This is a genomic window from Curtobacterium sp. MCPF17_001 (assembly GCF_003234615.1).
Lineage (GTDB): Bacteria > Actinomycetota > Actinomycetes > Actinomycetales > Microbacteriaceae > Curtobacterium.
On record NZ_QKSL01000001.1, the window covers coordinates 66513 to 92873 of the forward strand.

Consider the following 26361-nt stretch of genomic DNA (forward strand, 5'->3'; position numbering starts at 1 on the left):
GTGCTGCTCCGTCCTGGTCGGTCGTGGTCAAGGGGAATGGCGACGCTCGACCGTAGGGGGGTCGGTCGAGCGTCGCCGGTCTGGGGTGGGTCGGATCAGGCGGTGAAGGTCCAGGTCATCGGCACCGAGGCGGCGAGGCCCTGGTAGGTGTTGCCGGCCGAGGAGTCGAGGGTGACCGCGAAGTTGAAGGGGACGCTCGCACCGGCGGCGGGAGCGGTGGGCAGCGTGATCGCGGCGCCGCCCTTGAAGCTGGCGAGGGTGCCGGAGAAGACGGTGGTGGAGCCGGAGGTGACCACGAGGTTCATCTTCGCGCAGAGGTCGGTCGCGGTGCCGTTCGACGTGCCGTTGGCGCTCTGCGTGCAGGTGGCGCCCGGGGTCAGCGTGAAGGTGCTGGCGGCGGCGGTACCGGTGTTCTTGATGGTGATCGGGGTGTTGACCGTGTTGCCCGGGGTCATCGTCGTGCTGCCACCGAACTTGTTGATGGTGGAGCAGGTCGCGGCGTTGGTCGAGACCGAGCCGCCGTCGGTGCTGAGGCAGGTGACGGACGCGTTGGCGTTCTGCTCCTGCATGATCAGCGTGCCGCTGGCGGCGGTGTTGCTGCTGTTGGTGATGCTCGCGGCGAACCCGGAGAGGGTGCCGGTGAGCGAGAGGGAGAGGAGCACGGCGGCGAAGATGCCCGCGAGGAGCGCCACGGGTGCGAAACGGATGCGCTTCAGCGGGGAGGTGCGGAGCTGGTTGGACACGGGATACCTCGATGTTCGTGGATGGTCTGTTTCGCAATCTCCGTTCGGTCGATTGCTCAATGATTAAGATAGTCATCGGTTCAACAACATGGAACCGCCGCAAGGCCCCCAGAGCGGGGGGCACCGCGGACGGGAGGCGCACAGACGCCCGGTGGACGCGTGTCGGACCGGTAATCTCCCGCAACGAGAGAGATCTGGAGACCAGCCCGTGAGTGAGCAGGACGAGCACGACGCGACGGACCTGATGGCCGCGTTCGACGCCGTCGTCCGCGCCAACGCGAGCCTGGTCGCGCAACTCAGCGCCCGCGCCGGCGTGCACGAGAGTGGGCTCCGCGCCCTCGTGCTCATCAGTGACACCGGCTACTCCACCCCCACCGAGGTCGCCGGGTTCCTCGGGCTGACCTCCGGTGCGGTGACGAACATGGTCGACCGGCTGTCCACCGCGGGGCTGCTCGAGCGCACACCGAACCCGTCCGACCGGCGCGGGTCACTGCTGCGTCTGCGGCCCGCCGGCGAGGACGTCGTCGCGGACTACCGGGAGCGCTACGCCGCCATGCTCCGCGCGGTGGACTCCGGGCACCGTGGGGACCTGCACGCGGTCCTCAACGACCTGGCGACCGGCCTGTTCCAGCAGGCCGCGACCGCTGACCCCGCGACACCGGACTCCACGAGCTGAACGAACGGGCGCCGCGGTCGACGTCGACCGCGGCGCCCGTTCTCCGTCCGGAACGGTCAGATGCCCGCCGTGCTCCGGATCCACGAGGACGCCTGCGCCAGCAGGGCGTAGTTCGACCCCGCGCGGGTGTTCGCGCCCGGGTCGGCGCTGTCGCCGGTGGAGCACACGGCGACGACCTTGCCGTTGACGATGAGCGGCCCGCCCGAGTCGCCGTGGTTCGAGGCTCCCGAGACGCCCGTCACGTGCTGGGCCCGGCCTCCGAACGCGTCGGTGCTCGCCCCGGTCAGGGCCACGGACGCTTGGTACAGCCCGTCGGACTGCACGGCGTTCGCGCGCAGGCCGTAGCCCTGGATGGTGCCGGTGCCGCTCGACTTCGCTGTCGCGGCCAGGTCCAGCGGCGTGTACGAGGACAGCGCGTACGCGCTCCGCAGGTGCACCAGGGCGACGTCACCGGTGGGTGCGGCGCTGATCCGGTCGACGGCGACCGGGGTGCCGCGGTTCACCGTCGAGTTCGAGTGGTAGACGTTCATCGCACCGATGCCGTCGATGCAGTGCCGGGCGGTGAGGACCCACGACGCCGTGATCTGCTAGCCCGTGCACGAACTGGCGTAGCCCGCGGGGATCGTGCCGCCGGTCGCCTGGAGCTGGACGATCGACGTCGCCGCCGGGGCCTTCTCGCCACCGACGACCCTGGTCGACGCGGTGAGCGCCGAGGCGGGGGCGGCGGCGAACAGGCCAGCGGCGATGACGGTCGCCGCGGCTGCGGCGGCGATGGACTTCTGCATGTCGACTCCTCTGTCGATGAACCACAAGACAGTTGCCTCCTGCAACTGCCTCGTATCCTCACCCTCGGCAGAGGGGCGCACCAGTCCGCTCTTCAACGGACCGAGTCGGCCGGGCCCGAGCCTCAGCCCCGCAACGGCGGCGACGCCGCCACACCGTGCTCGTCCGCGAACCCGGCCACCAGGTCACGCATGGCGTCCTCGGCGCTGTGCCGTGCCTCCCAACCGAGCACCTCGCGCGCACGGTCCGTGCGCATGATCGGCACACCGGCCGCGATGTCCACCCAGCCGGCGTCGGTGGGCTGCAGGCGCAGCCGCCAGGTCAGCGTGACGAGCCCGCGGACCAGGCCGAGTGGCACCCGGACCGCTCCGAGCATCCCGAACACCCGCGCCATCCGCGGCGGCGTGAGCACGGGTGTGGCGGCGATGTTGAACGCTCCCCGGGCCTTCCGGTCGATCGCCCGCCAGTACGCGTCAGCGAGGTCGTCGGCATGGACGGCCTGGAACACGAACGGGTACGGCAGCGGCAGCACGGCCCAGCGGATCCAGCGGACGACCCGCATCGGCACGAGGTGCCCGAGGAACAGGCCACGGATCTCGGCGGCAGCGTCGCGCTGGAACACCAGGCCGGGGCGCAGCCGGGTCACGACGACCTCCGGGTGCTCGCGCTCGAAGACGTCCATCGCGCGCTCGTTCTCGGCCTTGTGGATCGAGTAGGTGGCGGTCGGGATGCCGTCGGCGGGCCAGGACTCGCCCACCGGGGTGCGCTTGCCGTCGACGTCGACCCCGCGGTAGGCGCCGACCGAGGACGCGACGACGACCTGCGGCACGCCCGCGGCCGCGACGGCGGCCAGGACGTTCGCGGTGCCGGTCACGTCGGTGCGGTGCTGTGCCGGGATGTCGTGCGTCGGCTGCAGCGCCCACGCCAGGTGGACGACGGCGTCGGCGCCCCGGAACACGGCCGTCAGCCGGTCGATCGCATCCGGGGCACCGACGTCGACGGTGTGCCAGAGCGCGCTGTCGTACGGCTGGGCGTGCAGGTCCGGCCGTCGGCGCGCGACCCCGACGACGTCGGCGCCGGCGTCCCGGAAGCGGCGGAGCAGCGCGGTCCCGACGTTCCCGCTGGCGCCGACGACGACGATCCTGGTCATGCCGCGGCCGGGGTACCTGCGGGCAGTGCGGGGTCGAGGACGACCTTGATGCAGTCGTCCTCCTTCTTCTGGAAGACCTCGTACATGTGCGGGGCGTCCTCGAGCGAGACCCGGTGGGTCGTCAGGTCGAGGGTGCCGAGCGGGTCGGACGGGTCCTCGACGAGCGGCATGATGTCGTCGATCCAACGCTTCACGTTGCACTGGCCTTCGCGGATGGTGATCTGCTTGTCGAACAGCGTCATCATCGGCATCGGGTCGGCCATGCCGCCGTAGACACCACTGAGCGAGACGGTGCCGCCACGGCGGACCAGGTCGATGGCCGTGTGCACGGCGTCCAGACGATCGACACCGGCGGTCTCGATGGCCTTCTGCGCGAGCTTGTCGGGCAGCAGGCCCGCGGCGCGCTGGGCGAACCCGGCGACGGGGTTGCCGTGCGCCTCCATGCCGACCCCGTCGACGACGGCGTCCGGGCCACGACCGTCGGTGAGGTCCACGAGCTCGGCGACGAGGTCCTTCGACAGGTCGAACGTCTCGATGTCGTACTTCGCCGCGAGGTCACGACGGACCTGCTCCGGCTCGACGGCGAGCACCCGGTAGCCCAGGTGCTTGCCGATGCGGGCGGCGAACTGCCCGACCGGGCCGAGTCCGAGGACCGCGAGCGTGCCGCCCTCGGGGACGTCGGCGTACTGCACGGCCTGCCACGCGGTCGGCAGGATGTCGCTCAGGAACAGCCACTGGTCGTCCGCACCGGTGTCGGGCACCTTGATGGGACCGTAGTCGGCGTGCGGCACACGCAGGTACTCGGCCTGACCCCCGGGGACCTGGCCGTACATCTTGGTGTAACCGAAGAGGGCGGCTCCGCTGCCGTACGCGGTCACCTGGGTGGTCTCGCACTGGGACTGCAGCCCACGCTGGCACATGTAGCAGTGCCCGCAGGAGATGTTGAAGGGGACGACGACACGGTCGCCGACCTTGAGGTTCGTGACGGCCGAGCCGACCTCCTCCACGATGCCCATCGGCTCGTGGCCGAGGACGTCACCCTTGTCGATGTACGGGCCGAGGACGCGGTACAGGTGCAGGTCGGAGCCGCAGATCGCCGTGGAGGTGATCCGGACGATCGCGTCCGTCGGCTCCTGGATGGTCGGGTCGGGAACGGTCTCGACGGACACCTTCTCGGTGCCCTGCCAGGTCAGTGCGCGCATGCGTGCGCTCCTCTCGTCGCGGTCGCGGCCGGAAGGGAGGCCCGGCACGCGTCGTCCCATCGGTACGCCTCCGCCTCGCGGAGCCTCCCAGCGTGGGCCGGTCAGCGCACCGGGTCGGAGGCGACGGGTGCGGCGGGCGCGGGGCGCGCCTCCCGGACGTCAGCGGCCACCTGGTCGTCGCGTGCGGTGCGCTCGTCGCGGGCACGCTCCCCGGCGACCACGACACCCAGCGCGACGGCGTACAGCACCGCACCGATCCAGAGCGCTGCCGATGCGGACGGCACCTGGTCGGCGGGGATGTCCGGCACGCCGGCCGCGGCCATCAGCGCGGACTCGGCGCAGAGCACGGCGGTCGAGAGCACCAGGACGGTCACCCGCAGCCAGCGCGGGCTGCGACGGATGCCGGCCGAGACCCCGACCACGCCCGCGGTCAGGAGCAGTCCGGCGAGCAGGAACCCGATCATCACGACCGAGTGCAGGGCCGGGTCGCGGGTCGAGTCGGCCGCGGTGGTGCCGGTGTAGAGCAGCCAGGACCCGCCGACGGCCAGGACTGCGGCGACCACCGGGAACGCGAGTGCCCGGGTCAGCGGGTTGCCGGCCAGGCGACCGAGGCGCTGCAGCGGGACGGGTTCGAGCGTGCGGCGGGCGAGCGTCACCGGCGAGCCGAGGACCAGCAGCACCGGGGCGACCATGCCGATGACGACGTGGCCGAGGACGTGCGTGGTGAGGTCGTGCCCACCGGCGTGGCCGAGCGGCCCGACGAGCACCGCGGCGACGGCCAGCAGTCCGGCGATCCAGGAGACCGTCCGTGCCGGGGGCCAGGCGGCGTGCCCGCGTCGCCGCTGTCCGGACGCCCCGACGATGTACACCGCACCCGCCACGGTGAGGGCGATGAGGGTGAAGGTCCCGAGCGTGCCGCCGTGAGAGTGCACCGATGAGCTCCTGTCGTCGTCCGACCATCCTGTCGGAGACCGGTGCGCGGTGTTCGGCGCGACGGGGTCCCGCGACTGGTCAGCCGCGCAATCGGTCCCGTTCCGCCGGCGGCAGGTGTTCGGTCGCGGTCTCGAGGGCCGCGCGGCTGAGGAACCGGCCCTGCCGCTCGAGGAACGCGACGAGCTCGACCTCGGACGCCCGCTTGCCGACCTCGCGCAGCACCCGGCCGAGGGCCGACTGCACGACGTCGCCGCGCTCCCGGACGAGGCGACCGACCACGGCGAGCGGGACCTCGGCGTCGCCCTGCTTCGCGAACGCAAGGGTCGCCACCACCGCGGCGCGACGGACGAGCGCCACGTCGGACTTCGCGAGGGCGAAGAGCGGCCCGGTCGAGCCGCCGAGCAGCGGGGTGCCGACCAGGTCCTCGGCGGCCAGGTCGACCAGTGCCGGGTCGTCGAGCCGCTCGGCCCGGAGCGCGGACAGGTACTCGTCGGTCAGGTCCGGGTCCGGGCCGCGGTGCTCGGCCTGCCGCTCGCGGGCGGCCTGCAGGAGCAGCACCACGGCGACGAGGCGACCGCCCGGGTCCTCGCTCCAGAGCAGCGCCGACCGCTCCCCGGGGTTCAGGTCCGCGAAGCGCCGGGCGATGCGGCGTGCGGCGCCGACGTCCCCCGGCGTCCGGGCGAACGCGACGAGGACGTCCTCGGCGGTGGGGCGTGACATCCCCACCACCCTACGGCCGGCGTCCGGGACGCCGGCCGTCAGCGGAACGCGAGGATCGTCAGCGGGTCCTTGAGCGTGCCGTTGACCCGCGTCTCGACGTGCACGTGCGGGCCGGTGGACTGCCCGGTGTTGCCGGACTTGCCGAGCTGCGTGCTCAGCGAGACGACCTGGTCCTTGCTGACCGCGATCGAGCTCATGTGCGCCGTCAGCACCGTCGTCAGGCCGTAGGTCACGACGACGTAGTTGCCGTAGCTGGCGTTGTTGCGGACCACCGTCGTCACCCGCCCGCTCCCCGAGGCGTACACCGGGGTACCGATCTTCACGGGCGAGTCGGTGCCCTGGTGGTAGCGCGGCACGTGGCCGGCGCCGCGGTCGTCACCGTAGCGACCGGTGATCGTCGTGCCCGCGACCGGCCACTGCAGTCCGGTGACCTTCTTCGTCGACCAGGAACGGGTGTCCGCCTTCCCGTAGAGGACGACGTTGCCGTCGAGCTGCACCAGCAGCGCTCCGCCGCCCTTGCGCGAGGTGTTCGAAGCCCAGAGCGCCGTGCCGCCGCCCTTCGGGTAGACGACGAGGTTGCCGTCGGTCTGCACCGCGGCGGTCGCGCCGGGGTGCCGGAAGGTCTTCGACGACCACGCCGCGGCGCCGTTCACGTACTGGACGAGGTTGCCGTCCGTCTGCATCGTGAAGGTCTGGTCGCGACCGGCACCGGAGCGCAGCACCGTGCCGGGCAGGATCGTCGTCCCGGCAGGCACCCGGCTCTGGAACGTCTGCAGCTTCCAGGTGGTCGTGTTCGCCGTGTTCAGCAGGAGGAGGGTGCCGTCGCCGCTGACTCCCAGGCTCTTCGTCGGGGAGCTCTTCGGACCCCACTGCGCCAGCAGTTTGCCGTTCTTGATGATCGACAGCGGTCCCTCCTTCTGGACGACCGCGGCGGCGCCGGACTGGTTCGAGGTGTTCGACGCCCAGAGCACCGCGTTGCCGATGCCGTACTCGACGAGGTTGCCGTCGCCCTGCATGACCAGCCGGAACTGCCCGTTCGGCGAGGTCACCTGGTCGCCGGCCCGGAGCCAGGTGCCCGCCGGGGCGGTGCCGGTGTAGGTGGTCGCTGCGTGCGCCGGTGCGGCGACCGCGACGAGTCCCGCGGCCGCGATCGCGACAGCGGTGACGGCCGCGGCGAAGCGTGCTCGTGCCCTGATCATGTGGTGGTCGTCCCTGCTCGTGGTGAGGCCCACCGCGGGCGGCCGAGCGCCAGCGCGGTGCGTGTCCGGTGTCGAGACGTCCCTGTACGACTCGACGATCAAGGTTCGCAGGCGGAACCGATCAGGGCCATCCCCGGTCCGGGGGCGTTGCGCGACGCGTGTCCGTGTGCTCCCGGCGTTCCGGGGACAGGATGGGACCCATGCCCGCTCAGCCGAACCCCGCCTTCGTCCGTCCGGCCGCGGAACGCACCCGTCCCGACCTGCAGGGCACGTTCGGGATGACGGCCTCGACGCACTGGCTCGCCACCGCGTCCGCCCAGTCGGTCCTGGAACGCGGCGGCAACGCCTTCGACGCGGCGGTCGCGGGCGCGTTCGTCCTGCACGTGGTCGAACCGCACCTCAACGGCCCGGGCGGGGACCTGACCGCGGTGTACGCGACCGCGGCGGACCCGACCCCCGTGGTCCTCGTCGGCCAGGGTCCGGCTCCGGCCGGGGCGACCCCGGAGCACTTCCGCGCCGAGGGGCTCGACCTGGTCCCCGGTGCCGGCGCCCTCGCCGCGGCCGTGCCGGGAGCGGTCGACGCCTGGCTCCTGCTGCTCCGCGACCACGGCACCTGGGAGCTCGCGGACGTGCTCGCCCCCGCCATCGGGTACGCCCGCGACGGCCACCCGGTGAGCGCCGGCGTGGTCCGCACGATCGGGGCGGTCGCGGACCTGTTCCGCGACCACTGGCCCACCTCCGCCGAGCGGTGGCTGACGGGAGGCGCGCCTCCCGTCACCGGGGACCTGGTGCGGAACGAGGCGCTCGCCTCGGTGTTCGACCGGCTGGTCGCGGCCGGCGCGGACACGGACGACAGCGGGGCGGACGGTGGACGGGCCTCCCGGATCGACGCCGCTCGCCGGGAGTGGGCCGAGGGGTTCGTCGCGACGACGATCGACGCCTTCGTCCGGCAGCCGCACCGGCACTCGTCCGGCACCGACCACGCCGGCGTCCTCCGGGCCGGGGACCTGGCCGCGTTCCGGGCGACCACCGAACCGGCGACGACCGCGGAGTTCCGCGGCCACACCATCGCGAAGACCGGGCCGTGGGGGCAGGGACCGGCGCTCCTGCAGACCCTGCGGATGCTCGAGCCGCTGGACGACGAGCGCCTGGACCCGTCGACCGAGCTCGGCGCGCACACGGTGGTCGAGGCGCTGAAGCTCGCCCTCGCCGACCGCGAGGCGTTCTACGGCGACGGCACGGTCCCGCTCGACGTCCTGCTCACCGACGCCACCGTCGCTGCACGTCGGGCACTCATCGCGGACACCGCCTCGGCCGAGTTCCGCCCGGGCGACGTGCCGGGCGTCGACCCGGTCCTGCCGCCGCTCCGCACCTCGTACGACGTGACCGGTGCGGCCGGCGTCGGGGAGCCCACCGTGCCCGGTGCCCGGCGTGGACCGGTCGACGAGGCTGCGGAGGTCCCGGTCGAGGACCGTGGCGAACCGTTCGTCGCACCGGACGGCGACACCCGCGGTGACACGTGCCACATCGACGTCGTGGACCGCTGGGGCAACATCGTCAGCGCCACGCCCTCCGGCGGCTGGCTGCAGTCGTCACCGACGATCCCCGAGCTCGGCTTCTGCCTGGGCACGCGGCTGCAGATGACCTGGCTCGAGGAGGGCACCGCGTCGACCCTGCGCCCCGGCGAACGCCCGCGCACCACACTCACCCCGACGCTCGTCCTCCGCGACGGCGTGCCGGTCATGGCGCTCGGCTCTCCCGGCGGCGACCAGCAGGACCAGTGGCAGCTGCTGTTCCTGCTCCGGTGGATCGTCGGCGGGTACACGCCGCAGCAGGCCATCGACGCCCCGGCCCTGCACACGACGTCGTTCCCGGGGTCGTTCTGGCCGCGGACGTGGGAGCCGGCGGGCCTGGTCGTCGAGGACCGGCTCGGCGACACGGTGATCGCCGGGCTGGAGGCCCGCGGTCACGTCGTCACGCGCGCGGGCGACTGGAGCCTGGGCCGACTGACGTGCGTCATCCGGGATCCAGAGACCGGAGTGGTCGGTGCGGCCGCGAACCCGCGAGGCGCGCAGGGGTACGCGGCTGGGCGCTGAACACGCCGTCGCCGCAGCGGGTCAGGCGGTCGATCCCGCGGTCGTGTCCGCGTCCGTCTTCATCCAGAACGGCGACCAGTGGTACCCGTCCGGGTCGTCGAACTGACGCTGGTACATGAACGGGTAGTCGTCGGTGTCGCCGACCGTGCCGCCCGCAGCGGCCGCGCGCTCGACGAGTTCGTCGACGGCCTCCTGGCTGCCGAGGTCGAACGACACCGTCGTCTTCGAGGGGGTGTCCGGACCGCCGATCAGGTCCTCGGTGCCGCCGACGCTGGCGTACATCTCCCGACTGGCGAGCATGACGTACTGCTCGGGCGCGATCGCGAAGCACGACGTGTCCGGGCCGGACATCTCGGCGTTCTGCGTCCAGCCGAGTGCCGTGTAGAACGCGGTCGCGCGCTGGACGCTCGCGACCGGACAGCTGATGAAGAGGGTCATGCGCGCAAGACTCCTGCTGCCCGGGTCCGCCGTCAAGGGTGGGCTACACCGTCGGCATCCCCGGGAAACCGGTGGGGGTGATCCACACCAGCGACGACACGACTTCGCGGCCACTCGCCAGGGCGTTCCGGAGCGATCGGGTGTTGTCGGGGTGGATGTGCCCGCGGAGCACGTCCGAGGGGCCGGCCGGCAGCGCACGAGCGAGTTGCCGGAGCACGAGCGGCCCGTACCCGTGTCCGCGGTGCTCGGCGTCCAGGACGATCTCCTCGACCGTGAAGCCGGTGAAGCCGTCCGCGTCGTCCCGCGTGGCTGCGACGGCCCCGGCGATGCGGCCGGCCACGACCACGTCGAACAGCAGCCCTTCCTCGTCCGCGTCGGCGAGCGAGTCCTCGTCGGCGGCGGTCGCCCACTGGTCCAGGTCCGGCTCCGACCGCCGCAGTCCGTCGTAGGCGTCGGCGACCCGGACCGCGGCCCCCGCCGGCTCGGCCCGGACCAGTTCGACGTCCACACCGGTGCTCGCTGCGCCATCGGCCACCCGTGCCACCGGGGCTGACACCACGAGCAGGTCCGTCACGGCGGTGAACCCGTCCGACGTCGGTGCCGAGTGCTGGTCACCCGGCAGGTGCACACGGAGGCACAGCGGGGCGAAGTCCCGATGGGCCGGCAGCACCTCGGCGAGTTCGGCGATCCCGGCGGCGTCCGGTGCCACGTCGGTGGCGATCACGTCGACGAAGGGCTTCGCGACGTCCCGCCCGCGGAACCGGATGCCCGTGATCGCCCAGTGCCCGGACGACAGCTCGATGCGTCGGTTCGCCCACAGCAACGGATCGGCGACGGGGAGCTGCACGGCGTCGCGGACCGCCGCGCCCCACGAGGCGTCACCGACCAGGGCGAGCGCCGGCTCGGCCGACGCCGCCAGGTCCTGACGCCAGGACGGGTTCCAGTCCGGTAGCTGCACCGGGGACCATGTCTCGAGTGCGGTGCGGACTGCTGCGTCGGTCATCGGACCCGACCATAGGGCCGGACGACCGGCGGACGCTAGAGCGTCGAGACGACCACCGCGCGGCCGCTCAGCTCGCCGGCCTCGAACTCCCGGCAGGCCTCGAGCGCGTCGGCGAGGGCGAACCCCACGGTGTCCGGCTCGATGCGGAAGGGCGGCTCCTGGGGCCGCGGTACCCGAGCGGCCGGAACCACCATCCTGCGTCTTCCCCGGGAACCGTTGCGAGAACGCTCGTTCTCCGATTGACTCGGCACCGAGGGTCGCACCCGGCCCTCACACCCGAACGAAAGGAGCGGCCATGCCCACACGCACCGCACGCACCGCCTGGAACGGCGGCCTCAACGACGGTTCCGGCCAGGTCGAACTCTCCAGCTCCAAGGTCGGCACCTACGACGTGTCCTTCCCGAAGCGCGCCGCTGACGACGCCGGCGGCACGACCAGCCCCGAAGAGCTCATCGCCGCAGCGCACTCGGCCTGCTACGCCATGCAGTTCTCCGCCGTCCTCGGCGAGGCCGGCGGCACCGTCGAGTCCCTCGACGTCAAGGCCGACGTCTCGCTCGGCCCGGACTCCGCAGGCGGCTTCAAGCTCACCGGCATCGTCCTCACCGTGCACGGCGAGGTCACCGGCATCGACGAGGCGACCTTCCTGAAGGCCGCCGACGAGGCGAAGGCGACCTGCCCGGTCAGCAAGGCCCTCACCGGTGTCGACATCGACCTGCACGCCACGTTCGAGCAGTAAGCACCGAGCGCGCTCCTGACGGGAGGCTGCCCACCGGTTCGGTGGGCAGCCTCCCGTCCGTCTCCCCGGCAGCGCGATGCACAATGGTCCGATGGCCGAACCGCTCCTCCCCGGCCCCCGACCGGGCCGACCACCCCGACCGCGACCCCGGGCCCGGAGCGTCGCCCAGCACGACATGCGGGACGTCCGCGCGCGCCTGCGCGGCACGATCTACGAGCACGTCGCCCCCGACACCCGGTCGCTGCGGGAGCAGTACTCGGCCCGGCAGATCGTCGACTTCTGCCTCGACCTGACCGAGGTGATGCTCGCCTCCGGTGCCGACACCCGGAGCGTCGAGACCGCGGTGATCGCCGTGGCGACGAAGTGGAACCTCGCGCCGCTCGACCTGGACTTCTCCGGCAGTGCCGTGACGATCCAGTACTCGCCGACCGAGGGCCCGCCGCTCGTCAAGATGCGCAGCACGCGCTCCGACGGCGCCGACCTCGGGCGCCTGGCGTGGGCGAACCAGATCGTCGAGGACGTCATCCACGACGACCGGGACATGACGAGTGCGGTGAGCGCCCTCGTGGCGGTGCTCCGGATGCCGCCGCGGTGGCCGATGTGGCTCGCCGACGTGGGCCTGTCCGTCCTCGGGACGTCGATCGCGCTGCAGGCCGGCGGTGGCTGGCGGGCCGGCGTCGGGGCGTTCGTCCTGATGCTCGGGATCATCGTCTCCGGGCGGTGGCTGACCGGCCGCGGCTACCCGCAGTTCTTCGTCTCGGGCGCACAGGGCGCGGTGGCGTCGGTGATCGGCACGCTCGCCATCTGGGCCGGCGTGCTCACCCCGACCGGCGCGGCGACGATGGTGGCGGCCCTGGTGGTGCTCCTCCTGCCGCACGTGCAGCTGGTCACGTGGGCGCAGGACGCGATCTCGGGGTTCCGCGCGATGGCGGTCGCCCGGGCGTTCACGATCGGGATGCTCATCGCGGCGATCGTCGTCGGGGTGCCTGCGGGCATCGCGATGACGCACTGGCTCCGGCTCGAGGTCGACCCGTCCGGCATCGTCACGCAGGCCCTACCGCTGTGGGCCTCCCTGTCCCTGACCGTGGTCTCGGCCGGGGCGAACTGCTTCGTGCAGCAGGCGAGCGCTCGCGTGATCCCGGTCGCGGTGGTGCTCTCCGTGGCGGCGGGGGCGGCGCTCTGGCAGCTCAAGGCGTTCGGGCTCCCGCTGCTCGGGGCGACGTTCGTGGCCTCGGTCCTGCTCGGGGTGCTCTCGACCTACGCGGCCGTCCGGATGCGCACGGCCGTCTCGGCGATCGCGGTGCCGGCGTTCTGCGGTGCGCTGCTGCCCGGGGTCGCCGTCTCGAACGCGCTGCTCAACGTGATGAGCGGGTCGTCGAGCTCGGTGTTCGACTTCGGGTCGGCGGTGACCGTGGCGCTCGCGATCGGGGCCGGACTCGTGCTCGGCGGGCTCTTCGCGACGCCCGGAGCCCGGCGTGCGCTGCGCCGTGGCCGCCGGATCGAGGTGCACTCGGTGCACAGCGACACCACCGCGCTGCCGGTCATCCGCGACTCCGGCTACGACCCGGGCAACGGCAGCGTCCCGCGCTGGTGAGCCGCGCGCCCGAGTGGGACCCGCACTGAGCGACACGACGCGGGCACGTGGCCCGGCGCACGGTCGCTCAGCGCGGGTCCCAGCGGAACGAGGCGGTGCCTAGCTCGCGTCCGAGACCGCGCTGGAGACGGCGGTCGGAGCGTCGTACTCGCCGTCCGGGATCGCACGGAGCGCCTCGAGCACGTCGTCGGGAGCGTTCTCCTTCTCGGCGGTCGACACGACGTCGTCCTTCGAGGCGGGGTAGTCGATGCCGCTCAGGTACTTCTGGATCTGGATGGGGTTCGGTGCTGCCACGATCGTTCCTTCCGTTGGGCTTCCCGGCGTACCCGGGGTCCCCTCGGCGACGACCCAGCGGATGCGGTCGGCGGCCAGCACGGACGGCACGAGCCGGCCCGCGCCTCCCGTCAGACCGACCAGGTCTCGTCGTCGGACCAGGACACGTCGCCCCAGGTCGACAGCCGTCGCTGCGCGGTCGCCTCGTACCGTTCCATCCACCCGCGCTCGAGACGGGCGACGGCACGGTCGAACGCCGCGACCAGGTCCAGGTCACTGCGCAGGAGGGCCTGCAGCTGCAGCCCCTCGTACAGTGCGATGAGCTGTTCGGCTCCGCGGCGGGGGTCCATGGTGTGCGGGGCGCGGCCGACCGCGATGTCGTGCTCCAACCCGCGCTTCACCTGCGAGAAGAACAGCTGGTACCGCGAGCGCAGGTACGTCGACATGGCGTGCTCGGGGTTGCCGGCGACGCTGAGTAGAGCGACGAGCAGGCGCATCAGGGCCGGGTCGTCCGCGTTCGAGGCGACGATCGCACGGAGCAGCTCGACCGTGCTGCCGTTGCCGACCTCGCGCGTGACCTCGTCCATCCGGGCACCGTTCCACCGGTCGACCGCGGCCAGGACGAGTCCGTCCCACGACGGGAAGTGCTGCTGGAGCTCGTACGTCGAGATGTCCAGCCGCTCGGCGACGTGCTCGACGCGTGCCTCGTGGAAGGGCACGTCACGAAGCAGGTCGACCGTGGCACCCACGATCCTGATCCGCAGGTGCAGGGTGGCCGCAGCCGCAGCGGCAGCCACCGTGTCGGCGCTGGTGTCCTCGAGCATCTTGCCCTCCGTGTCCGGGACACGCGGTCAGGTCGTGGCCGTCGCGTCCGGGGGTGCGGACGTCCTGTCCGCATGACGATCCTGGCGTAGATCACGGGTGACGCGCATCCCCGGTACGGGGGTCGGCAACATGGGGGACAAGCGACGGCGCTCAGCGGCCACTGCCCGGGCGAGTCCGATGCCCGGTGTGTGACGATGCCGGGATGTCTCCGAACGACTCCACCGCACAGGGCCTGGCCACCATGGCGTCCGCCGGGTTCGAGTTCGCGAGCACCCCGGAGCAGGTGGCGCACGACGTCCGCACCATGTGGGAGCACCTCGGTCGCCCCGAGGGTGCGTTCGAGGCCGCCGCCCAGGCGATCGCCGTCCTGCCGCAACGGCCCGAGGTCCCGGTCGCCCTGCAGGCCCGGCGCCGGGAGTTCGAGCAGGCCGTCGGCATCAACCCCGTCGAGGTCGAGTTGGCCGCCGCCCTCGCGGCGCGCGAACTGCTCGAGTCGATGGCGCGCACCTGCGGGATGCGCTGAACCGACCGTAGACAGACGGGAGGCCCGTGGCTGCGCAGCCACTGGGCCCACGCCTGCCGGTTCCGGCTCGACGCGCCAGCGGCGAGCCGGCCGTGCCCGGTGGGGAACCTCCCGTCCGGTCCGGCGTCACCGCCGGTGTGACGACTACGGCGTCGGCATGCCGCCGTCGACGTGCAGCGTCTCGCCGACCACGTAGGACGACTCGCCGCTCGCGAGGAACACGAACGCCGGCGCGAGCTCGGCGGGCTGGCCCCAGCGGCCGAGGTAGGTCTGCTCCCCGGCGGAGGGCAGCGCCTCGGGCGGCTGGCCACCAGCCGGCTGCAGCGGGGTCCAGATCGGGCCCGGGGCGACGGCGTTGACGCGGATGCCCTTCGGCGCGAGCTGTGCCGCGAGGCCCTTGGCCATGTTGTTCACGGTCGCCTTGGTGGCGGCGTAGTGCACCAGGTGCGGCGACGGCGCGTAGGCCTGGATCGAGGTGGTGTTGATGATCGTCGAGCCCGGCTTGAGGTGCGGGACCGCGGCCTTGGTGATGCGGAAGGTGCCGTAGACGTTCGTCTTGAAGGTCTCGTCGAACTCCTCGTCGGAGATCTTCGTGATGTCGTCGACGTTCTGCTGCTTGCCGGCGTTGTTCACCAGGATGTCGAGGCCACCGAGCTCCTGCACGGCCGTCTCGACGAGCTGCTCGCAGAACGCCGCGTCGGTGATGTCGCCCGGGATCGCGACGGCCTTGCGACCGGCGGCCTCGATGAGCCCGACGATGCGGTCGGCGTCCTCCTGCTCCTCGGGCAGGTAGACGATCGCGACGTCGGCACCCTCACGGGCGTAGGCGATGGCGACGGCAGCGCCGATGCCGGAGTCGCCGCCGGTGACGAGTGCCTTGCGGCCCTCGAGTCGACCGGAGCCGCGGTACGTGTCCTCGCCGTGGTCGGCCGGGACGTTCTGCGCCATCTCGGCGTCGGTGCCGGCACCCGAGAGGTACTGCTCGTCCGGCTTCTTGTCGGCGTAGAGCTTCGTCGGGTCCTGCATGGTGTACTGGTCGATCCGCTGGTCCGTCATGCGTGCGACGGTACGCACCGGGTCACCCGCTTCCGTTCAGGGGACTGTCCCCCGCCGCGCAGTCCGGCTGGTGCTGCGCGGACCGGTGCCGGCGACCGCTCAGACCGGTCGGTAGACCGCGATCGGCGGGGCGTCGTCGCCCTGGTCCTCAGCGTCGCCGGTGCGGGCCCAGGTCCGGCCGTCGTGCTCGATCGTCGACGGCAGGTCCCCGTGGACGATCATCCGCACAGCCGGTTCGTCGCCGTCGATCAGGTCGACGCCGTGCGCCGCGTTGTCTCCGGTGCTGTCCACCACGTACTCCGCCATGGGCCCGACGCTACCCGGGGCGACCGCGTACCGGCCCCGGACCCGCGTTCCGGGAATGTCACGGTCCGGTGACGGTGCGGAACCGTTTCGGTAACACCTGTCGCCCGCTGGGGGAGGTGCGGCTACGGTCGAGCGAGTGACTCCCAGGACCGTGTTGACGATCGGCGCCGTGACGCTCGCCCTCGTGGTGGGCAACGGCGCTGCGGTCGACCACTGGTCCGGCCAGGACGCCGACCGTGCCGCTGCCGCTGAGCCGAGTGCGTCGGCGACCCGCACCGCCGATCCCGTGCCCACGTGGCGCCCGGTGTCCGCCGCCGCCCTGAAGTCCGTCGACGCGGTCGAGCTCCGCGCCGAGTCGATCGTCCTCCGCGCCGATGACCGCACCGTCACCACCATCTCCATGCGGGACGCCAAGCACACCGTCGGGGTGCTCAACCGCGTCCTCGGCACCCCCGCCCGGACGCAGACCGCCGTGGGCGACGCCGGCCGGTGCGTCCCGGCCAGCACGACCTCGACGTGGGGCGGGGCGATCCGCGTCGCGGCCCTGTCCCAGCCCGGCAGGGCCGGCAACCGGGTCGAGGTCCGGGTGCTCCGTGACCATGTCCGTTCCCGTCTCGGGGCGGTCATCGAACTCTCCGGACCGCATGGGGTCCAGGTCGGCGACGACGTCGCGCGGCAGATCGACGACGCGTCGAAGAGCGAGCGTGAGTCCCTCGGGTCGGACGACGCCCAGGCGTGGCAGCTGCTGCTCGAGCGCGGCTGGTCCGACGACGACGAACGCTCGGACGACGGCACCAACGGGGTGTCGGTCCTGACCGACGAATCCGCGGTCACCGTGATCGGCTCGCCGATGCCGATCCGCCCCGCCCGCGGCTGTTGAGTCTCAGACCCGGATCGTCGCGATCACCGGGAAGTGGTCGCTCGCGAACCAGGTCTCCGGCCCGTCGTGGTCGATCTGCACCCGGTCGACGCCGGTGACGTCACGCGTGAACACCCAGTCGATGCGCTCCCCGGTCGCCACCGGTGGCTGCCAGTCGTTGTAGGACGCCGTGTGGTCGTCCGGGTCCCCCGCCACCGTCCATGCGTCGGTGTACCCGGCGTCCGCGAACACCTGTGCGGCCGCACCGGACCCGGCCGGCTCGTTGCAGTCCCCCGCGAAGAGCACCGGACCGTCGACCACGGACAGCCGCTGCACGATGAGCGATGCGCTGCGTCGACGGACCTCGTCGCCGTGCGGGCCCTGCTCGTGGTCCATGTGGGTCGTCAGCAGGGTGAAGGCGGGGCCCTCGGCATCGAGGAACCGCGCGTGGTTCGCGATCCGCGGGTACAGGCTGTCCCAGGTGTTCGAGACGGGCTCGTCGGGGGTGTCCGACAGCCAGAACGAGCCGGACTCGACTGGCCGGAACCGGTCGCGTCGGTAGAACACCGCAGCGTGCTCGCCCGCGGTGCCGCCCTCACGCCCCTGGCCGACGGCGTCGTGGTCCGGCAGGCCCGCGCGGAGGGCGTCCATCTGGTGGTCGAAGGCCTCCTGCACGCAGAGCAGGTCAGGGTCGTGACGGCGGATGACGTCGAGGACCACCGGCAGTCGAGCGGGCCAGTCGTGCACCGGGTCCGGGTTCTTGATGTTGTAGGTCATGAGGGTGATCGGGCGTGCGGTGCTGGTCACCCGTCGAACCTACCCGCGCGGTCCCCGGAGCCTCCGCTGTCTTCGCCTGCCGGACCGACCAGCGTCCGCCGGAGCGTCAGCACGCCGTCGCGGGCCCGGGACTTCGCCGTGCCGGTGGGGACGCCGAGCACCCGACCGAGCTCGGGCCCGGTCAGGTCGGCCAGGTAGCGGAGGGCCACCGCGTGGCGCTGTCGCTCCGGCAGCGCCTCGAGCGCCCGACGCAGCGCCATCCGGTCGAGCACCGACTCGGCGCGGTCGAGGGCACCGTGGTCGACGTCCTCGTGGTCGCGGATCCCCACGCGCCGGTCCCGGTCGCGGTCCGCCTGGGCCTTCCTGACCCGGTCGACCGCCCGCCGGGTCGCGATGGTCCGGATCCAGGCGATCGCGGGGTGTGCCGGGTCGTACCGCGGTGCGAGTCGCCAGACCTCGAGCATCACGTCCTGCGTCACGTCCTCGGCGAGCCAGTCGTCGCGCAGCTGCCGACGGACGACCTGCAGCACGAGTGGTCGGAACCGTTGGTCGATCCGGCGGAAGGCCTCCCGGTCCCCCGCGGCGACCCGCAGCAGCAGCGCGCGTTCCTCGTCCCGTCGTCGGCGCAACTCGTCGTCCACACCGTGCAATGTGACATGCCAGTCTGGACAGCAGCGGGATGTACCGGCCCGCCACGCCGCTCAGTTGATGCAGACGCCCTCTTGGCCGTACTCGTGGACGGCGGTGGACGACGGGCTCGGCTCCGCGGCCTCCTTCGTCGGCTTCGGGGCCGTGGCCTCCTTCGACGGCTCAGCGGGGGCAGGTGTCTCGGTACCCGGCTGCGCGGCCGCCTGCGGGGTCTTGCCGTCCGTGCCGAGCACCAGGGTGACCCCCTGCACGGCGGTGCTCTGGACCGGCACCGCGCCGGGCACGACGGCGACCAGCGCCTTGGCCTGCGCCTCCATGCCGGCCGGGTACTGCACCATCGTCGCCGCCGTCGTGGCCGAGGAACCGGGGGCACCGACCTGGAAACCCCGGCCGGCGAGGACCGTCGAGGCCGCCGCCGCAGCGCCGGTGACACCGCTGCCGTTCGAGACCGTCACCGTGACGGAGCCGGCGGCAGCCGCCGTCGCCTTCGTGTACGCCGGCGGTTCCCCGACGAGCCCCTGGACGAACGCGGGCATACCGGCGGTGTCGACCTCGACGATCGACAGCGCCGAACCGTTCGGGTAGATCGTCGGGGTGCCGAGGATCGGGATGGTCGCCGACTTGATGTTCGACGGGCGCAGGTTGCTCATCTGCCGCGCCAGGGTCAGCATGTCGAGCCCCTGGTCGGTCTCCACCGAGCTGCCGATCGCGTCGATGATGTTCGTGGTCTTGACCGGGTTCAGCAGGGTGCCGGCGGACAGGATCTTCCGCGCCTCCTGCGACAGGAAGTACTGCTGCCGGACTTGACGGTCCAGGTCGCCGTTCGGCAGACCGTGGCGCTGCCGGACGAACGACAGGGCCTGCGAGGCGTTGAGCTCCGAGACGCCGGCCGGCAGGTCCACGCCCGAGTAGTCGTCCTGGGCGGCCTGGTTCAGGCAGACGTTCACCGGCCCGAGTTGCTTGACGATCTCGTAGAACCCGAGCAGCGAGACACGGACGTAGTGGTCGATCGTCAGCCCGCTGAGGCCCTGGATGGTCGCGATGAGCTTCTTCGCGCCACCGGTGTCACCGCCACCGTTCATGGTGCCGTACGAGAACGCGCTGTTGAGCTTGCCCTTGCCGACGCCCGGGATGTCGACGTACGAGTCACGTGGGAACGAGATCATCGTCGCGCTCCGACCGTCCGCGGCGATGTGCAGCACGATCATCGTGTCGGTGTTCGTCGCCCCGCCGTCGGACTGGGTGTTGAGCTCCGCCATCTCCTCCGGCGTCGCGTTGTCCGGTCGGTGGTCGTCGCCGACCAGCAGGATGTTCATCGCTCGGCCGTCGACGTCGTCCTTCGCGGGCGGTGCACTGCCGATGGCGTCGACCTTGGTGACACTGCTGGCGAGGCGGTTGTACGCGTACGCGGCGTACCCGCCGCTCAGCAACACGGCCATGGTGAGGACCCCGGCGAGCGCGGGGAAGACGACTCCCCAGTGGCGCTTGCGGCGTCCGTGGCGGGGCGGCACGGCGCGATCGGCCCGGCGCGGCCTGGTCTCCTCGGGTGCGTTCGTCACGGGGAGAACCATAACCGTGGAGCGCACGGATGACATGGATTCCGCCTGGACGACCTGTACGCACCGGCCGGGAGGCCCGGAGGCGGGCCAGCGCACCGCCGCCGTCCACCCATGGTCGCCCCGTACTGTCGGTCGGGTGTTCCTGACCGTCGTCGCCGTCTGCTGCGCCGTCGTGGCGGTGCCTCTGCTGGTGAACGGCGTCCGCGCCTTCCGCCGGGGTGCGCGGAGCCTGACCCGCCTCCTCGCGCTGGTCGCCGGCCTGGCCGTCCTGGCACTCGGGGTCCTCGTCGCGGTGCTCGCGGCGGTCGGCACGACGGTGAGCACCGCACTGCTCGTCCTGGTGCTGGCGCTGGCGGGCTACCTGGCGCTGGTGTTCCTCGTCTTCCTCGGCGCCGCCCTGACCTACGGCCACGTCCGGGTCACGGAGGAGGCCGAGTCGCTCGTCGTCCTCGGCTGCGGGCTCGTGCACGGCGCGGTCTCACCGATGCTGCGTTCGCGGTTGGACCGGACGCTCGAGGTGTTCCACCGGTCCGTCGCCGCCGGCCGCACGCCGGTGGTGGTGCCCTCCGGCGGACAGGGCGACGACGAGGACCGCACCGAGGCCGACGCGATGGCGGAGTACCTGGTCGCCCACGGTGTGCCGGCGGAGCTCGTGCACCGCGAGACCCGGTCGACGAACACCCGCGAGAACCTCCGCTTCTCGCACGAGGTCCTGCGCGACGCCGGGGTCGACGGCCGGACGCTCGTCGTCACGAACGACTACCACGTGATGCGCACGGCGATGACGGCGCGTCGTACGGGGCTGGACGCCCGGGTGCTCGGGGCGCCGACCGCGCGGCAGTCGGTGCCGAGTGCGTTCCTCCGCGAGTTCGCGGCCGTGCTCGTGATGCACGGCTGGTGGCACCTCGGAGCGCTGGCCGCGATCGTGGTGCTGTGGGGCGCGGGGCTGGCGACGGGGATGCTGCCGGCCTGACGCGCCAGGGCTCAGTCGCGCCAGGGACTCAGTCGCGCCAGGGACTCAGTCGCGTCCGGGCAGCAGGTGCACGGCCTCCATGGCGAGCTCGGCGGCGATCGGGTCACCAGCGCGCACGGCGTCGCGGAGCTCCGCGATGTGGGGCGTGACGGCCGCGACGGGGACGACCTCGGCGATCTCGGGCACGCGGAGCCTGTAGGACAGGCCGTCGGTCGTCGACCGGCACAGCTGCGCGAGTGAGGCGTTGCCGCAGGCGTCGGCCCACATCGCGTAGACGTCGGCGCCGTCGTGCGCCAGTGCGGCCTGCTCACCCTCGCCCAGACGGGTGAGCACCTGGTCGAGCGTCGCCGCGACCTCGCGGCGCTCGGCGTCGGTGAAGCGCGGGACCGCCAGCCGCACCACGCCGCCGTAGATCACGCCGAGCGTCCGGTACGCGTCGAGCACCTCGGCCGCCGTCGGTGCCGCGACCCGGGTGTACCGGTTCGGCGCCATCTCGATGAGCCCGGCGCGGGCGAGTTCGGCGAGCGCCTCACGGATCGGGGTGCGGGAGACACCGAGCCAGGCGATCAGGTCGTCGTCGTTCAGGCGCTCACCGGGCTCCAGCGTGCCGTCCATGATCGCGTCGCGGATCTTGTCCTGGACGGTGTCGCGGAGGAGCTTGCGCTCGGCGGCGGGCTGCGTGGCGGGAACGGGCATGCGGTCAGCGTGTCACATGTCACGCGGTCGGCGCGAGAGGCGCGACGGCCACCAGGCCCGGCGGCCGAGGTCGAGGACGAGCGCCGGGACGAGCAGCGAGCGGACCACCACGGTGTCGAGCAGCACGCCGAACGCGACGACGAAGGCGATCTGCACGAGGAAGAGGATCGGGATCACGCCGAGGGCCGCGAAGGTGGCCGCGAGCACCACGCCGGCGGACGTGATCACCCCGCCGGTGGCCCCGAGCCCGCGCAGCACGCCCTCGCGAGGACCGTGCCGGAGGGTCTCCTCGCGCACCCGGGTCATGAGGAAGATGTTGTAGTCCACGCCGAGCGCCACCAGGAACACGAACGAGAACAGCGGTACCGACGGGTCCGCGCCGGGGAAGTGGAACAGGTGGTCGAAGACGAGCGCGCCGACGCCGAGCGCGGCTGCGAAGGACACGATGACGCTGCCGATGAGGACGAGCGGCGTGACGATGCTCCGGAGCAGCAGCATGAGGATGAGCAGGATCACCGCGAGCACGACGGGGATGATGAGCGTCCGGTCGCGGATGCCGGTGTCGTCGGTGTCGATCGCCGTCGCGGTCACCCCGCCGACACGGGCACCCGGGTCGACGCGCTCGACCGCGGTGCGGAGTTCGCGGACGGTCCGCTCGGCCGCGCCGGAGTCCGCCGGGTCGGCGAGGGTCGCCTCGAGGAGCACCTGACCCCGGGACACGGTGGGGTCGGCGGCCGGGGCTCCGGGCGTCGTGCTCGTGGTGTCGCCCGCGCCGACCGTCGTGGTGCCGGAGGGCGAGTCCTCGGCCGCCGCGGTGACGCCGTCGACCCCGTCCACACCCGTGACCGCGTCGGCGAGCTCGTCGATCCGGTCGGCGTCGCCGAGTACGAGGGCGGGGCTGCCGGAACCACCGGGGAAGTGGTCGGCCAGCACGGTCTGACCGTCGCGCGCCTGCGACTGCCCGATCACCAGCTCGCTCTGCGGCACCCCGTCCGCCCGGAGACCGAGCAGCCCCGTGCCCATCGCCAGGAGGCCCACGGTGCACACGATCCACACGGTCCGGGAGTGCCGGCCGACGAGCCGACCGACGCGGGCCCAGAGCCCCCGGGCATCCGGGCCGGTGAGGACCGGGTGGGCGCTGCCGAACGTCGGCCTGAGCGGCCAGAACGCTGCTCGGCGGAAGCAGAGGAGCAGCGCGGGCAGCAGGGTGAGGGCGGCGAGCACGCTGAACGCGATGCCGATCGCGGCCACCGGGCCGAGCGCCTTGTTCGAGTTGAGGTCCGAGAGCAGCAAGCACAGCACGCCGACGATGACCGTGCCGCCCGAGGCGATGACCGGCTCGAGGCTGCCGCGGAGTGCGGCCCTGGTGGCGTCCCATCCGGCCCGGTGGTCGCGGAGGGCCTCGCGGTACCGGGACGTGTAGAGGAGCGCGTAGTCGGTCGCGGCGCCGATCACCAGGATCGAGAGGATGCCCTGCACCTGCCCGTTCACGGTGACGACGCCGGCCTTCGCGAGTGCCCAGACGACGAGGATCGACGCGGTCAGGGCGAACACGGCGGTGGCGAGCACCAGGAACGGCAGCAGCGGCGAGCGGTAGACGACGATCAGGATGACGAGCACCGCGATCAGCGCGACCCCGAGCAGCAGGCCGTCGATGCCGGCGAACGCCTCGGTCAGGTCCGCGGTGAAGCCCGCCGGGCCGGTGACGTACCCGCGCAGCCCGTCCGGCAGGGCGTCGTCCACGTCCGCACGGATGGCGGCGACCGCGTCCCCGGTCTCGGCGGAGGCGGTCAGCGTGGCGACGACCTCGGCGGCGTCGCCGTCCTCGCTCGGGATGACCGGGCTGACCTGGTCGACGTCGTCCCGGTCACCGAGGGCGTCGGCGATGCGGCCGGCAGCGGCGGTGTCGGCCGCCGTCAGGCCACCGTCCCGCTCGAACACGATGACGGCCGGCGCCCCGCCGGCGTCCCGGAAGTCGCTGCTGCGGTCCTGCACCGCGGTGGCGTCGGCCGAGGCCGGCAGGAACGAGGTCTGGTCGTTCGTGGAGACCTCGGAGATGCGACCGAAGAAGGGGCCGCCGACCGAGGCGACGACGAGCCAGACGAGGACGACGAGCGCGGGGACCACGATGCGGAGGGAGCGGGACACGTCGGCGAGCGTACACCGATCGTCAGCATGCTGATCACTTCCGCTCCGCACCAGGCACGTCGTCAGCCCCACCGTAGACTCGGACCATGGAGGACCAGTCCGCGCAGTGGCCGATCGGACGCCTGCTCGCCGCCGCTTCCCGCGCGGTGGAACGGGAGTGGGACGAGCGCCTCCGGGCCATCGGACTGCAGCACGCCGCCCTCATCGCACTCGACATCGCCCTGCGGAACGGCCCGACCGGCGCCGACGTCATCGCCCGCACCGCCCGGGTGCAGCCGCAGACGATGTCCCGCACCCTCGAGCGACTCGAACGCGACGGGATGATCGAGCGCAGCCCGCACCCGGAGGACGGCCGCCGGCGACTCGTGACCGTCACCGACCACGGGCGGGAGATGTGGGACACCGCGCGGCACATCGAGCGCGAGGTCCTGCCGGACGACCCGGAGCTCCGCGCCCGGCTCGGGGCCATCCTCGCCAACTCGAGGAGTGCGCCTCCCGCACGGTGACACTTGCGTCTGATATGCAGGATGTGACACGCTGGTAGGGTCGGCATCAGGGCCGACCTGATGCCAGGGAGCCCGCATGTCCGGCCGCCGCGCCGCCCGATCCGCACGTTCCGCCGGTTCCGTACGACGCCGACGCCGACGGCCGTTCCTCGTCGCCCTCGTCGTGACGGTCGGCTCGCTCACCGCCGTCGCCGCGGTGCTCGCCGTCGTCGCCGCCACGTTCATCGGCGGCCTCGCGCAGCGGTACGACGCCGGCCGGACCGTGCTCGAGGACCCCTTCCCCGGTGGCACACGCCCGTCCGAGCACGGCGACGCGGTCGACGTCCTGCTCATCGGGTCGGACTCGCGGGCACACGAGGACCCTGACGGTGATCGCGTCTCCGGCAGACGATCCGACACACTGATGCTCGCGCACATCCCGGCCGATCGGCAGGACATCACCCTCCTGTCCATCCTCCGCGACACCTGGGTCGACGTCCCGGGCCACGGCGAGGCGAAGATCAACGCCGCCTACGCCTGGGGAGGCGCCCCACTCACCGTGCAGACCGTCGAGCAGCTCCTCGATGTCCGGATCGACCACGTCGCCGAGATCGACTTCGCCGGGTTCGCCGGCATGACCGACGCACTGGGTGGTGTCACCGTCGACTCGTCGACCGCGTTCGACGCGCGGGGGCACCACTTCACGGTCGGCCCGAACCACCTGGACGGCGCCGCGGCCCTCGCCTTCGTCCGGGAGCGCTACGCCTTCGCCGATGCCGACCACACCAGGGTGCGGAACCAGCAGGCGTTCATGCGGGCCCTCGTCCAGCGGGTCCTGTCCGAGGACACCCTGACGAGCCCGGGCAGGATCCGGCAGTTCGTGTCCTCGACCAGCGAGTACCTCTCCGTGGACCCCGGCCTGGACTTCTCGAGACTCGTCGGACTCGGGTGGTCGCTCCGGGACTTCCGCGCGGGTGACCTGGCCACCACGACGCTGCCGTCGGCCGGCGGCGGCACGAGTGACGACGGTCAGTCGTACGTGCGGGTCGACCGTTCCGCCGTCTCCAGCCTGTCGATCGCGTTGCGCTCCGACGACCTCTCGGACTGGCTCGCGACGCACCCGTCCGGATGACCTGCGCCTCCGGAGGTCCCACGACCCACGGAGGGCCCATGACTCCGGGCGCCCCCTCCGCCCGGACGACGGAGCGCCCCACGACCGAGGTCGTGGGGCGCTTCCGATCGGCGCGAGACGCTGAGCGTCAGGCCGGGAGCTGCAGGGTCTGTCCCGCGTAGATGAGGTTCGCGTCGTCCACGGTCGACGTGTTCGCCGCCCACAGCTGCTTCCAGCCACCCTCGACGCCGAGCTTCGTCGCGATGGTGTCGAGCGTGTCGCCCGAGACCACCTTGTACGTCTTGCCGCTGGTCGGCACGGCGGCGGGCTTGGTCGCGGTCGCCGACGGTGCCGGCGTGCTCGCGACGGCCTTCGGGGCCGCCGCCTGCGGTGCCGGCGCAGCCTGACGGGCCGGTGCCGCCGGGGCAGCAGCCTGCGGAGCCGGTGCCGGAGCCGCCTGCTGGGCGACCGGGGCGGGGGCCGCGCCGCTCGTGCCGCTCAGGCCGAGCTTCGCGGAGCACGCGGGCCAGGCGCCCCAGCCCTGCGAGGCGAGGACGTTCTCGGCCACGGCGATCTGCGTCGCACGGCTCGCACCGGCCGGGCTGCCGGTGCCACCGTTGGCGGCCCAGGTGCTCTGCGAGAACTGCAGTCCGCCGTAGTAGCCGTTGCCGGTGTTCGTGGCCCAGTTGCCACTGGACTCGCAGGCTGCCAGGGCGTCCCAGGTCGAGCCGTCGGCCGCACTGGCCGGTGCAGCTGCGAGACCGACGCCCGTGGCGGCGATGCCGGCGAAGGCGAGTCCGCCGACGAGGGCGCGGGTTCGGGTGTGGTTCTTCATGTCGTTGCTCCACC

Annotated in this window: 30 protein-coding genes; 9 read left to right on the top strand and 21 right to left on the bottom strand. The window is 72.5% G+C overall.

Annotation, left to right across the window (positions count from 1 at the left end):
• Positions 1-95: 95 nt before the first annotated feature.
• Complete coding sequence (locus DEJ24_RS00350; protein WP_110903833.1) at positions 96-743, bottom strand: hypothetical protein; 648 nt, start codon at positions 741-743, stop codon at positions 96-98.
• 208 nt (positions 744-951) lie between these two features.
• On the opposite strand from DEJ24_RS00350, the gene DEJ24_RS00355 reads away from it, so the two are divergent.
• On the top strand, positions 952-1419 hold the full coding sequence (locus DEJ24_RS00355; RefSeq protein WP_146242586.1) for a MarR family winged helix-turn-helix transcriptional regulator: 468 nt from the start codon (positions 952-954) through the stop codon (positions 1417-1419).
• Positions 1420-1475: 56 nt separating this feature from the next.
• On the opposite strand, the gene DEJ24_RS00360 is transcribed toward DEJ24_RS00355, so the two are convergent.
• The 7 genes from DEJ24_RS00360 to DEJ24_RS00385 form a co-directional block, all read right to left on the bottom strand.
• Positions 1476-2003, bottom strand: coding sequence for a S1 family peptidase (locus tag DEJ24_RS00360; protein ID WP_258374656.1), 528 nt, complete (start codon positions 2001-2003; stop codon positions 1476-1478).
• 3 nt (positions 2004-2006) lie between these two features.
• Positions 2007-2204: a hypothetical protein gene (locus tag DEJ24_RS17135; protein WP_258374568.1), complete on the bottom strand. Its 198-nt coding sequence runs from the start codon at positions 2202-2204 to the stop codon at positions 2007-2009.
• Between the two features lie 122 nt (positions 2205-2326).
• Positions 2327-3352, bottom strand: coding sequence for an NAD-dependent epimerase/dehydratase family protein (locus DEJ24_RS00365; protein ID WP_111076798.1), 1026 nt, complete (start codon positions 3350-3352; stop codon positions 2327-2329).
• Complete coding sequence (locus tag DEJ24_RS00370) at positions 3349-4554, bottom strand: zinc-dependent alcohol dehydrogenase (RefSeq protein ID WP_111044599.1); 1206 nt, start codon at positions 4552-4554, stop codon at positions 3349-3351. The genes DEJ24_RS00365 and DEJ24_RS00370 overlap by 4 nt, the downstream gene beginning before the upstream one ends.
• Positions 4555-4655: 101 nt before the next feature.
• Positions 4656-5486, bottom strand: a complete 831-nt coding sequence (locus tag DEJ24_RS00375; protein WP_111076799.1) for a cytochrome c oxidase assembly protein — start codon at positions 5484-5486, stop codon at positions 4656-4658.
• Positions 5487-5565: 79 nt separating this feature from the next.
• Positions 5566-6207, bottom strand: coding sequence for a DNA alkylation repair protein (locus DEJ24_RS00380; RefSeq protein WP_111076800.1), 642 nt, complete (start codon positions 6205-6207; stop codon positions 5566-5568).
• A 38-nt stretch (positions 6208-6245) separates the two neighbouring features.
• Entirely contained in the window at positions 6246-7406 is a 1161-nt protein-coding gene (locus DEJ24_RS00385) for a peptidoglycan DD-metalloendopeptidase family protein (protein ID WP_111076801.1), read from the bottom strand.
• Between the two features lie 200 nt (positions 7407-7606).
• On the opposite strand from DEJ24_RS00385, the gene DEJ24_RS00390 reads away from it, so the two are divergent.
• The gene (locus tag DEJ24_RS00390; protein WP_111076802.1) at positions 7607-9502 is read left to right on the top strand and encodes a gamma-glutamyltransferase family protein; all 1896 of its coding nucleotides are present in this window, start codon (positions 7607-7609) and stop codon (positions 9500-9502) included.
• Between the two features lie 21 nt (positions 9503-9523).
• Here the strand turns inward: DEJ24_RS00390 and DEJ24_RS00395 are convergent, their stop codons facing one another.
• From DEJ24_RS00395 to DEJ24_RS16695, 3 genes are read right to left on the bottom strand one after another with little or no spacing between them, the layout of a single operon-like run.
• Positions 9524-9940 carry a VOC family protein gene (locus tag DEJ24_RS00395; RefSeq protein WP_111076803.1) on the bottom strand — a complete coding sequence of 139 codons (417 nt, stop codon included), beginning with the start codon at positions 9938-9940 and terminating at the stop codon, positions 9524-9526.
• A 43-nt stretch (positions 9941-9983) separates the two neighbouring features.
• Complete coding sequence (locus DEJ24_RS00400) at positions 9984-10943, bottom strand: GNAT family N-acetyltransferase (RefSeq protein WP_111076804.1); 960 nt, start codon at positions 10941-10943, stop codon at positions 9984-9986.
• 35 nt (positions 10944-10978) lie between these two features.
• Positions 10979-11137, bottom strand: a complete 159-nt coding sequence (locus DEJ24_RS16695) for a hypothetical protein (RefSeq protein ID WP_181432838.1) — start codon at positions 11135-11137, stop codon at positions 10979-10981.
• A 101-nt stretch (positions 11138-11238) separates the two neighbouring features.
• On the opposite strand from DEJ24_RS16695, the gene DEJ24_RS00405 reads away from it, so the two are divergent.
• Together DEJ24_RS00405 and DEJ24_RS00410 are read left to right on the top strand one after the other, a co-directional pair.
• On the top strand, positions 11239-11679 hold the full coding sequence (locus tag DEJ24_RS00405) for an OsmC family peroxiredoxin (protein ID WP_111076805.1): 441 nt from the start codon (positions 11239-11241) through the stop codon (positions 11677-11679).
• A gap of 91 nt (positions 11680-11770) precedes the next feature.
• Positions 11771-13273 carry a threonine/serine exporter ThrE family protein gene (locus DEJ24_RS00410; protein WP_111076806.1) on the top strand — a complete coding sequence of 501 codons (1503 nt, stop codon included), beginning with the start codon at positions 11771-11773 and terminating at the stop codon, positions 13271-13273.
• Positions 13274-13372: 99 nt separating this feature from the next.
• On the opposite strand, the gene DEJ24_RS00415 is transcribed toward DEJ24_RS00410, so the two are convergent.
• Both DEJ24_RS00415 and DEJ24_RS00420 read right to left on the bottom strand, forming a co-directional pair.
• Positions 13373-13567, bottom strand: coding sequence for a DUF2795 domain-containing protein (locus tag DEJ24_RS00415; RefSeq protein ID WP_110903840.1), 195 nt, complete (start codon positions 13565-13567; stop codon positions 13373-13375).
• Positions 13568-13677: 110 nt separating this feature from the next.
• The gene (locus DEJ24_RS00420) at positions 13678-14370 is read right to left on the bottom strand and encodes a TetR/AcrR family transcriptional regulator (RefSeq protein ID WP_111044495.1); all 693 of its coding nucleotides are present in this window, start codon (positions 14368-14370) and stop codon (positions 13678-13680) included.
• Positions 14371-14573: 203 nt separating this feature from the next.
• On the opposite strand from DEJ24_RS00420, the gene DEJ24_RS00425 reads away from it, so the two are divergent.
• Positions 14574-14894: a hypothetical protein gene (locus DEJ24_RS00425; RefSeq protein WP_111076807.1), complete on the top strand. Its 321-nt coding sequence runs from the start codon at positions 14574-14576 to the stop codon at positions 14892-14894.
• Between the two features lie 144 nt (positions 14895-15038).
• On the opposite strand, the gene DEJ24_RS00430 is transcribed toward DEJ24_RS00425, so the two are convergent.
• Positions 15039-15950 (bottom strand): SDR family oxidoreductase, encoded by a 912-nt coding sequence (locus DEJ24_RS00430; protein WP_111076808.1) that lies wholly within the window; start codon positions 15948-15950, stop codon positions 15039-15041.
• A 99-nt stretch (positions 15951-16049) separates the two neighbouring features.
• Positions 16050-16256, bottom strand: a complete 207-nt coding sequence (locus tag DEJ24_RS00435; protein WP_111076809.1) for a hypothetical protein — start codon at positions 16254-16256, stop codon at positions 16050-16052.
• 136 nt (positions 16257-16392) lie between these two features.
• Between DEJ24_RS00435 and DEJ24_RS00440 the strand changes: the two genes are divergently transcribed.
• Positions 16393-17136, top strand: coding sequence for a hypothetical protein (locus tag DEJ24_RS00440; protein ID WP_146245914.1), 744 nt, complete (start codon positions 16393-16395; stop codon positions 17134-17136).
• A 3-nt stretch (positions 17137-17139) separates the two neighbouring features.
• Here the strand turns inward: DEJ24_RS00440 and DEJ24_RS00445 are convergent, their stop codons facing one another.
• The 3 genes from DEJ24_RS00445 to DEJ24_RS00455 are packed head-to-tail and all read right to left on the bottom strand — an operon-like array spanning position 17140 to position 20099.
• Positions 17140-17922 carry an endonuclease/exonuclease/phosphatase family protein gene (locus DEJ24_RS00445; RefSeq protein WP_111076811.1) on the bottom strand — a complete coding sequence of 261 codons (783 nt, stop codon included), beginning with the start codon at positions 17920-17922 and terminating at the stop codon, positions 17140-17142.
• A complete protein-coding gene (locus DEJ24_RS00450; RefSeq protein WP_181436485.1) occupies positions 17919-18533 on the bottom strand; it encodes a sigma-70 family RNA polymerase sigma factor in 615 nt (204 codons plus the stop codon). Before DEJ24_RS00450 ends, DEJ24_RS00445 begins: the two co-directional genes overlap by 4 nt.
• Positions 18534-18593: 60 nt before the next feature.
• Entirely contained in the window at positions 18594-20099 is a 1506-nt protein-coding gene (locus tag DEJ24_RS00455; protein WP_258374570.1) for an LCP family protein, read from the bottom strand.
• A gap of 136 nt (positions 20100-20235) precedes the next feature.
• Between DEJ24_RS00455 and DEJ24_RS00460 the strand changes: the two genes are divergently transcribed.
• On the top strand, positions 20236-21072 hold the full coding sequence (locus tag DEJ24_RS00460) for a YdcF family protein (protein WP_181436487.1): 837 nt from the start codon (positions 20236-20238) through the stop codon (positions 21070-21072).
• A gap of 45 nt (positions 21073-21117) precedes the next feature.
• Here DEJ24_RS00460 and DEJ24_RS00465 read toward each other — a convergent pair whose 3' ends face one another.
• Positions 21118-21768, bottom strand: a complete 651-nt coding sequence (locus DEJ24_RS00465) for a GntR family transcriptional regulator (protein WP_111076815.1) — start codon at positions 21766-21768, stop codon at positions 21118-21120.
• Positions 21769-21780: 12 nt separating this feature from the next.
• The gene (locus tag DEJ24_RS00470; RefSeq protein WP_111076816.1) at positions 21781-23916 is read right to left on the bottom strand and encodes an efflux RND transporter permease subunit; all 2136 of its coding nucleotides are present in this window, start codon (positions 23914-23916) and stop codon (positions 21781-21783) included.
• An 86-nt stretch (positions 23917-24002) separates the two neighbouring features.
• Here DEJ24_RS00470 and DEJ24_RS00475 point away from each other — a divergent pair, with 86 nt between their 5' ends.
• A complete protein-coding gene (locus DEJ24_RS00475) occupies positions 24003-24422 on the top strand; it encodes a MarR family winged helix-turn-helix transcriptional regulator (RefSeq protein ID WP_111076817.1) in 420 nt (139 codons plus the stop codon).
• Between the two features lie 76 nt (positions 24423-24498).
• Positions 24499-25533: an LCP family protein gene (locus DEJ24_RS00480; protein ID WP_111076818.1), complete on the top strand. Its 1035-nt coding sequence runs from the start codon at positions 24499-24501 to the stop codon at positions 25531-25533.
• Between the two features lie 127 nt (positions 25534-25660).
• Here DEJ24_RS00480 and DEJ24_RS00485 read toward each other — a convergent pair whose 3' ends face one another.
• A complete protein-coding gene (locus tag DEJ24_RS00485; protein WP_111044597.1) occupies positions 25661-26347 on the bottom strand; it encodes a transglycosylase family protein in 687 nt (228 codons plus the stop codon).
• Between the last annotated feature and the right edge of the window lie 14 nt (positions 26348-26361).

What these genes read in the sequence shown, in the direction of transcription:
- DEJ24_RS00405 (WP_111076805.1), top strand. Translation starts at nt 11,239, where the DNA reads ATGCCCACACGCACCGCACGCACCGCCTGGAACGGCGGCCTCAACGAC.
- DEJ24_RS00475 (WP_111076817.1), top strand. Translation starts at nt 24,003, where the DNA reads ATGGAGGACCAGTCCGCGCAGTGGCCGATCGGACGCCTGCTCGCCGCC.
- DEJ24_RS00425 (WP_111076807.1), top strand. Translation starts at nt 14,574, where the DNA reads ATGTCTCCGAACGACTCCACCGCACAGGGCCTGGCCACCATGGCGTCC.
- DEJ24_RS00480 (WP_111076818.1), top strand. Translation starts at nt 24,499, where the DNA reads ATGTCCGGCCGCCGCGCCGCCCGATCCGCACGTTCCGCCGGTTCCGTA.
- DEJ24_RS00420 (WP_111044495.1), bottom strand. Translation starts at nt 14,370, where the DNA reads ATGCTCGAGGACACCAGCGCCGACACGGTGGCTGCCGCTGCGGCTGCG.
- DEJ24_RS00385 (WP_111076801.1), bottom strand. Translation starts at nt 7,406, where the DNA reads ATGATCAGGGCACGAGCACGCTTCGCCGCGGCCGTCACCGCTGTCGCG.
- DEJ24_RS00370 (WP_111044599.1), bottom strand. Translation starts at nt 4,554, where the DNA reads ATGCGCGCACTGACCTGGCAGGGCACCGAGAAGGTGTCCGTCGAGACC.
- DEJ24_RS00465 (WP_111076815.1), bottom strand. Translation starts at nt 21,768, where the DNA reads ATGCCCGTTCCCGCCACGCAGCCCGCCGCCGAGCGCAAGCTCCTCCGC.
- DEJ24_RS00390 (WP_111076802.1), top strand. Translation starts at nt 7,607, where the DNA reads ATGCCCGCTCAGCCGAACCCCGCCTTCGTCCGTCCGGCCGCGGAACGC.
- DEJ24_RS00410 (WP_111076806.1), top strand. Translation starts at nt 11,771, where the DNA reads ATGGCCGAACCGCTCCTCCCCGGCCCCCGACCGGGCCGACCACCCCGA.
- DEJ24_RS00485 (WP_111044597.1), bottom strand. Translation starts at nt 26,347, where the DNA reads ATGAAGAACCACACCCGAACCCGCGCCCTCGTCGGCGGACTCGCCTTC.
- DEJ24_RS00395 (WP_111076803.1), bottom strand. Translation starts at nt 9,940, where the DNA reads ATGACCCTCTTCATCAGCTGTCCGGTCGCGAGCGTCCAGCGCGCGACC.
- DEJ24_RS00430 (WP_111076808.1), bottom strand. Translation starts at nt 15,950, where the DNA reads ATGACGGACCAGCGGATCGACCAGTACACCATGCAGGACCCGACGAAG.
- DEJ24_RS00380 (WP_111076800.1), bottom strand. Translation starts at nt 6,207, where the DNA reads ATGTCACGCCCCACCGCCGAGGACGTCCTCGTCGCGTTCGCCCGGACG.
- DEJ24_RS00400 (WP_111076804.1), bottom strand. Translation starts at nt 10,943, where the DNA reads ATGACCGACGCAGCAGTCCGCACCGCACTCGAGACATGGTCCCCGGTG.
- DEJ24_RS17135 (WP_258374568.1), bottom strand. Translation starts at nt 2,204, where the DNA reads ATGCAGAAGTCCATCGCCGCCGCAGCCGCGGCGACCGTCATCGCCGCT.
- DEJ24_RS16695 (WP_181432838.1), bottom strand. Translation starts at nt 11,137, where the DNA reads ATGGTGGTTCCGGCCGCTCGGGTACCGCGGCCCCAGGAGCCGCCCTTC.
- DEJ24_RS00435 (WP_111076809.1), bottom strand. Translation starts at nt 16,256, where the DNA reads ATGGCGGAGTACGTGGTGGACAGCACCGGAGACAACGCGGCGCACGGC.
- DEJ24_RS00365 (WP_111076798.1), bottom strand. Translation starts at nt 3,352, where the DNA reads ATGACCAGGATCGTCGTCGTCGGCGCCAGCGGGAACGTCGGGACCGCG.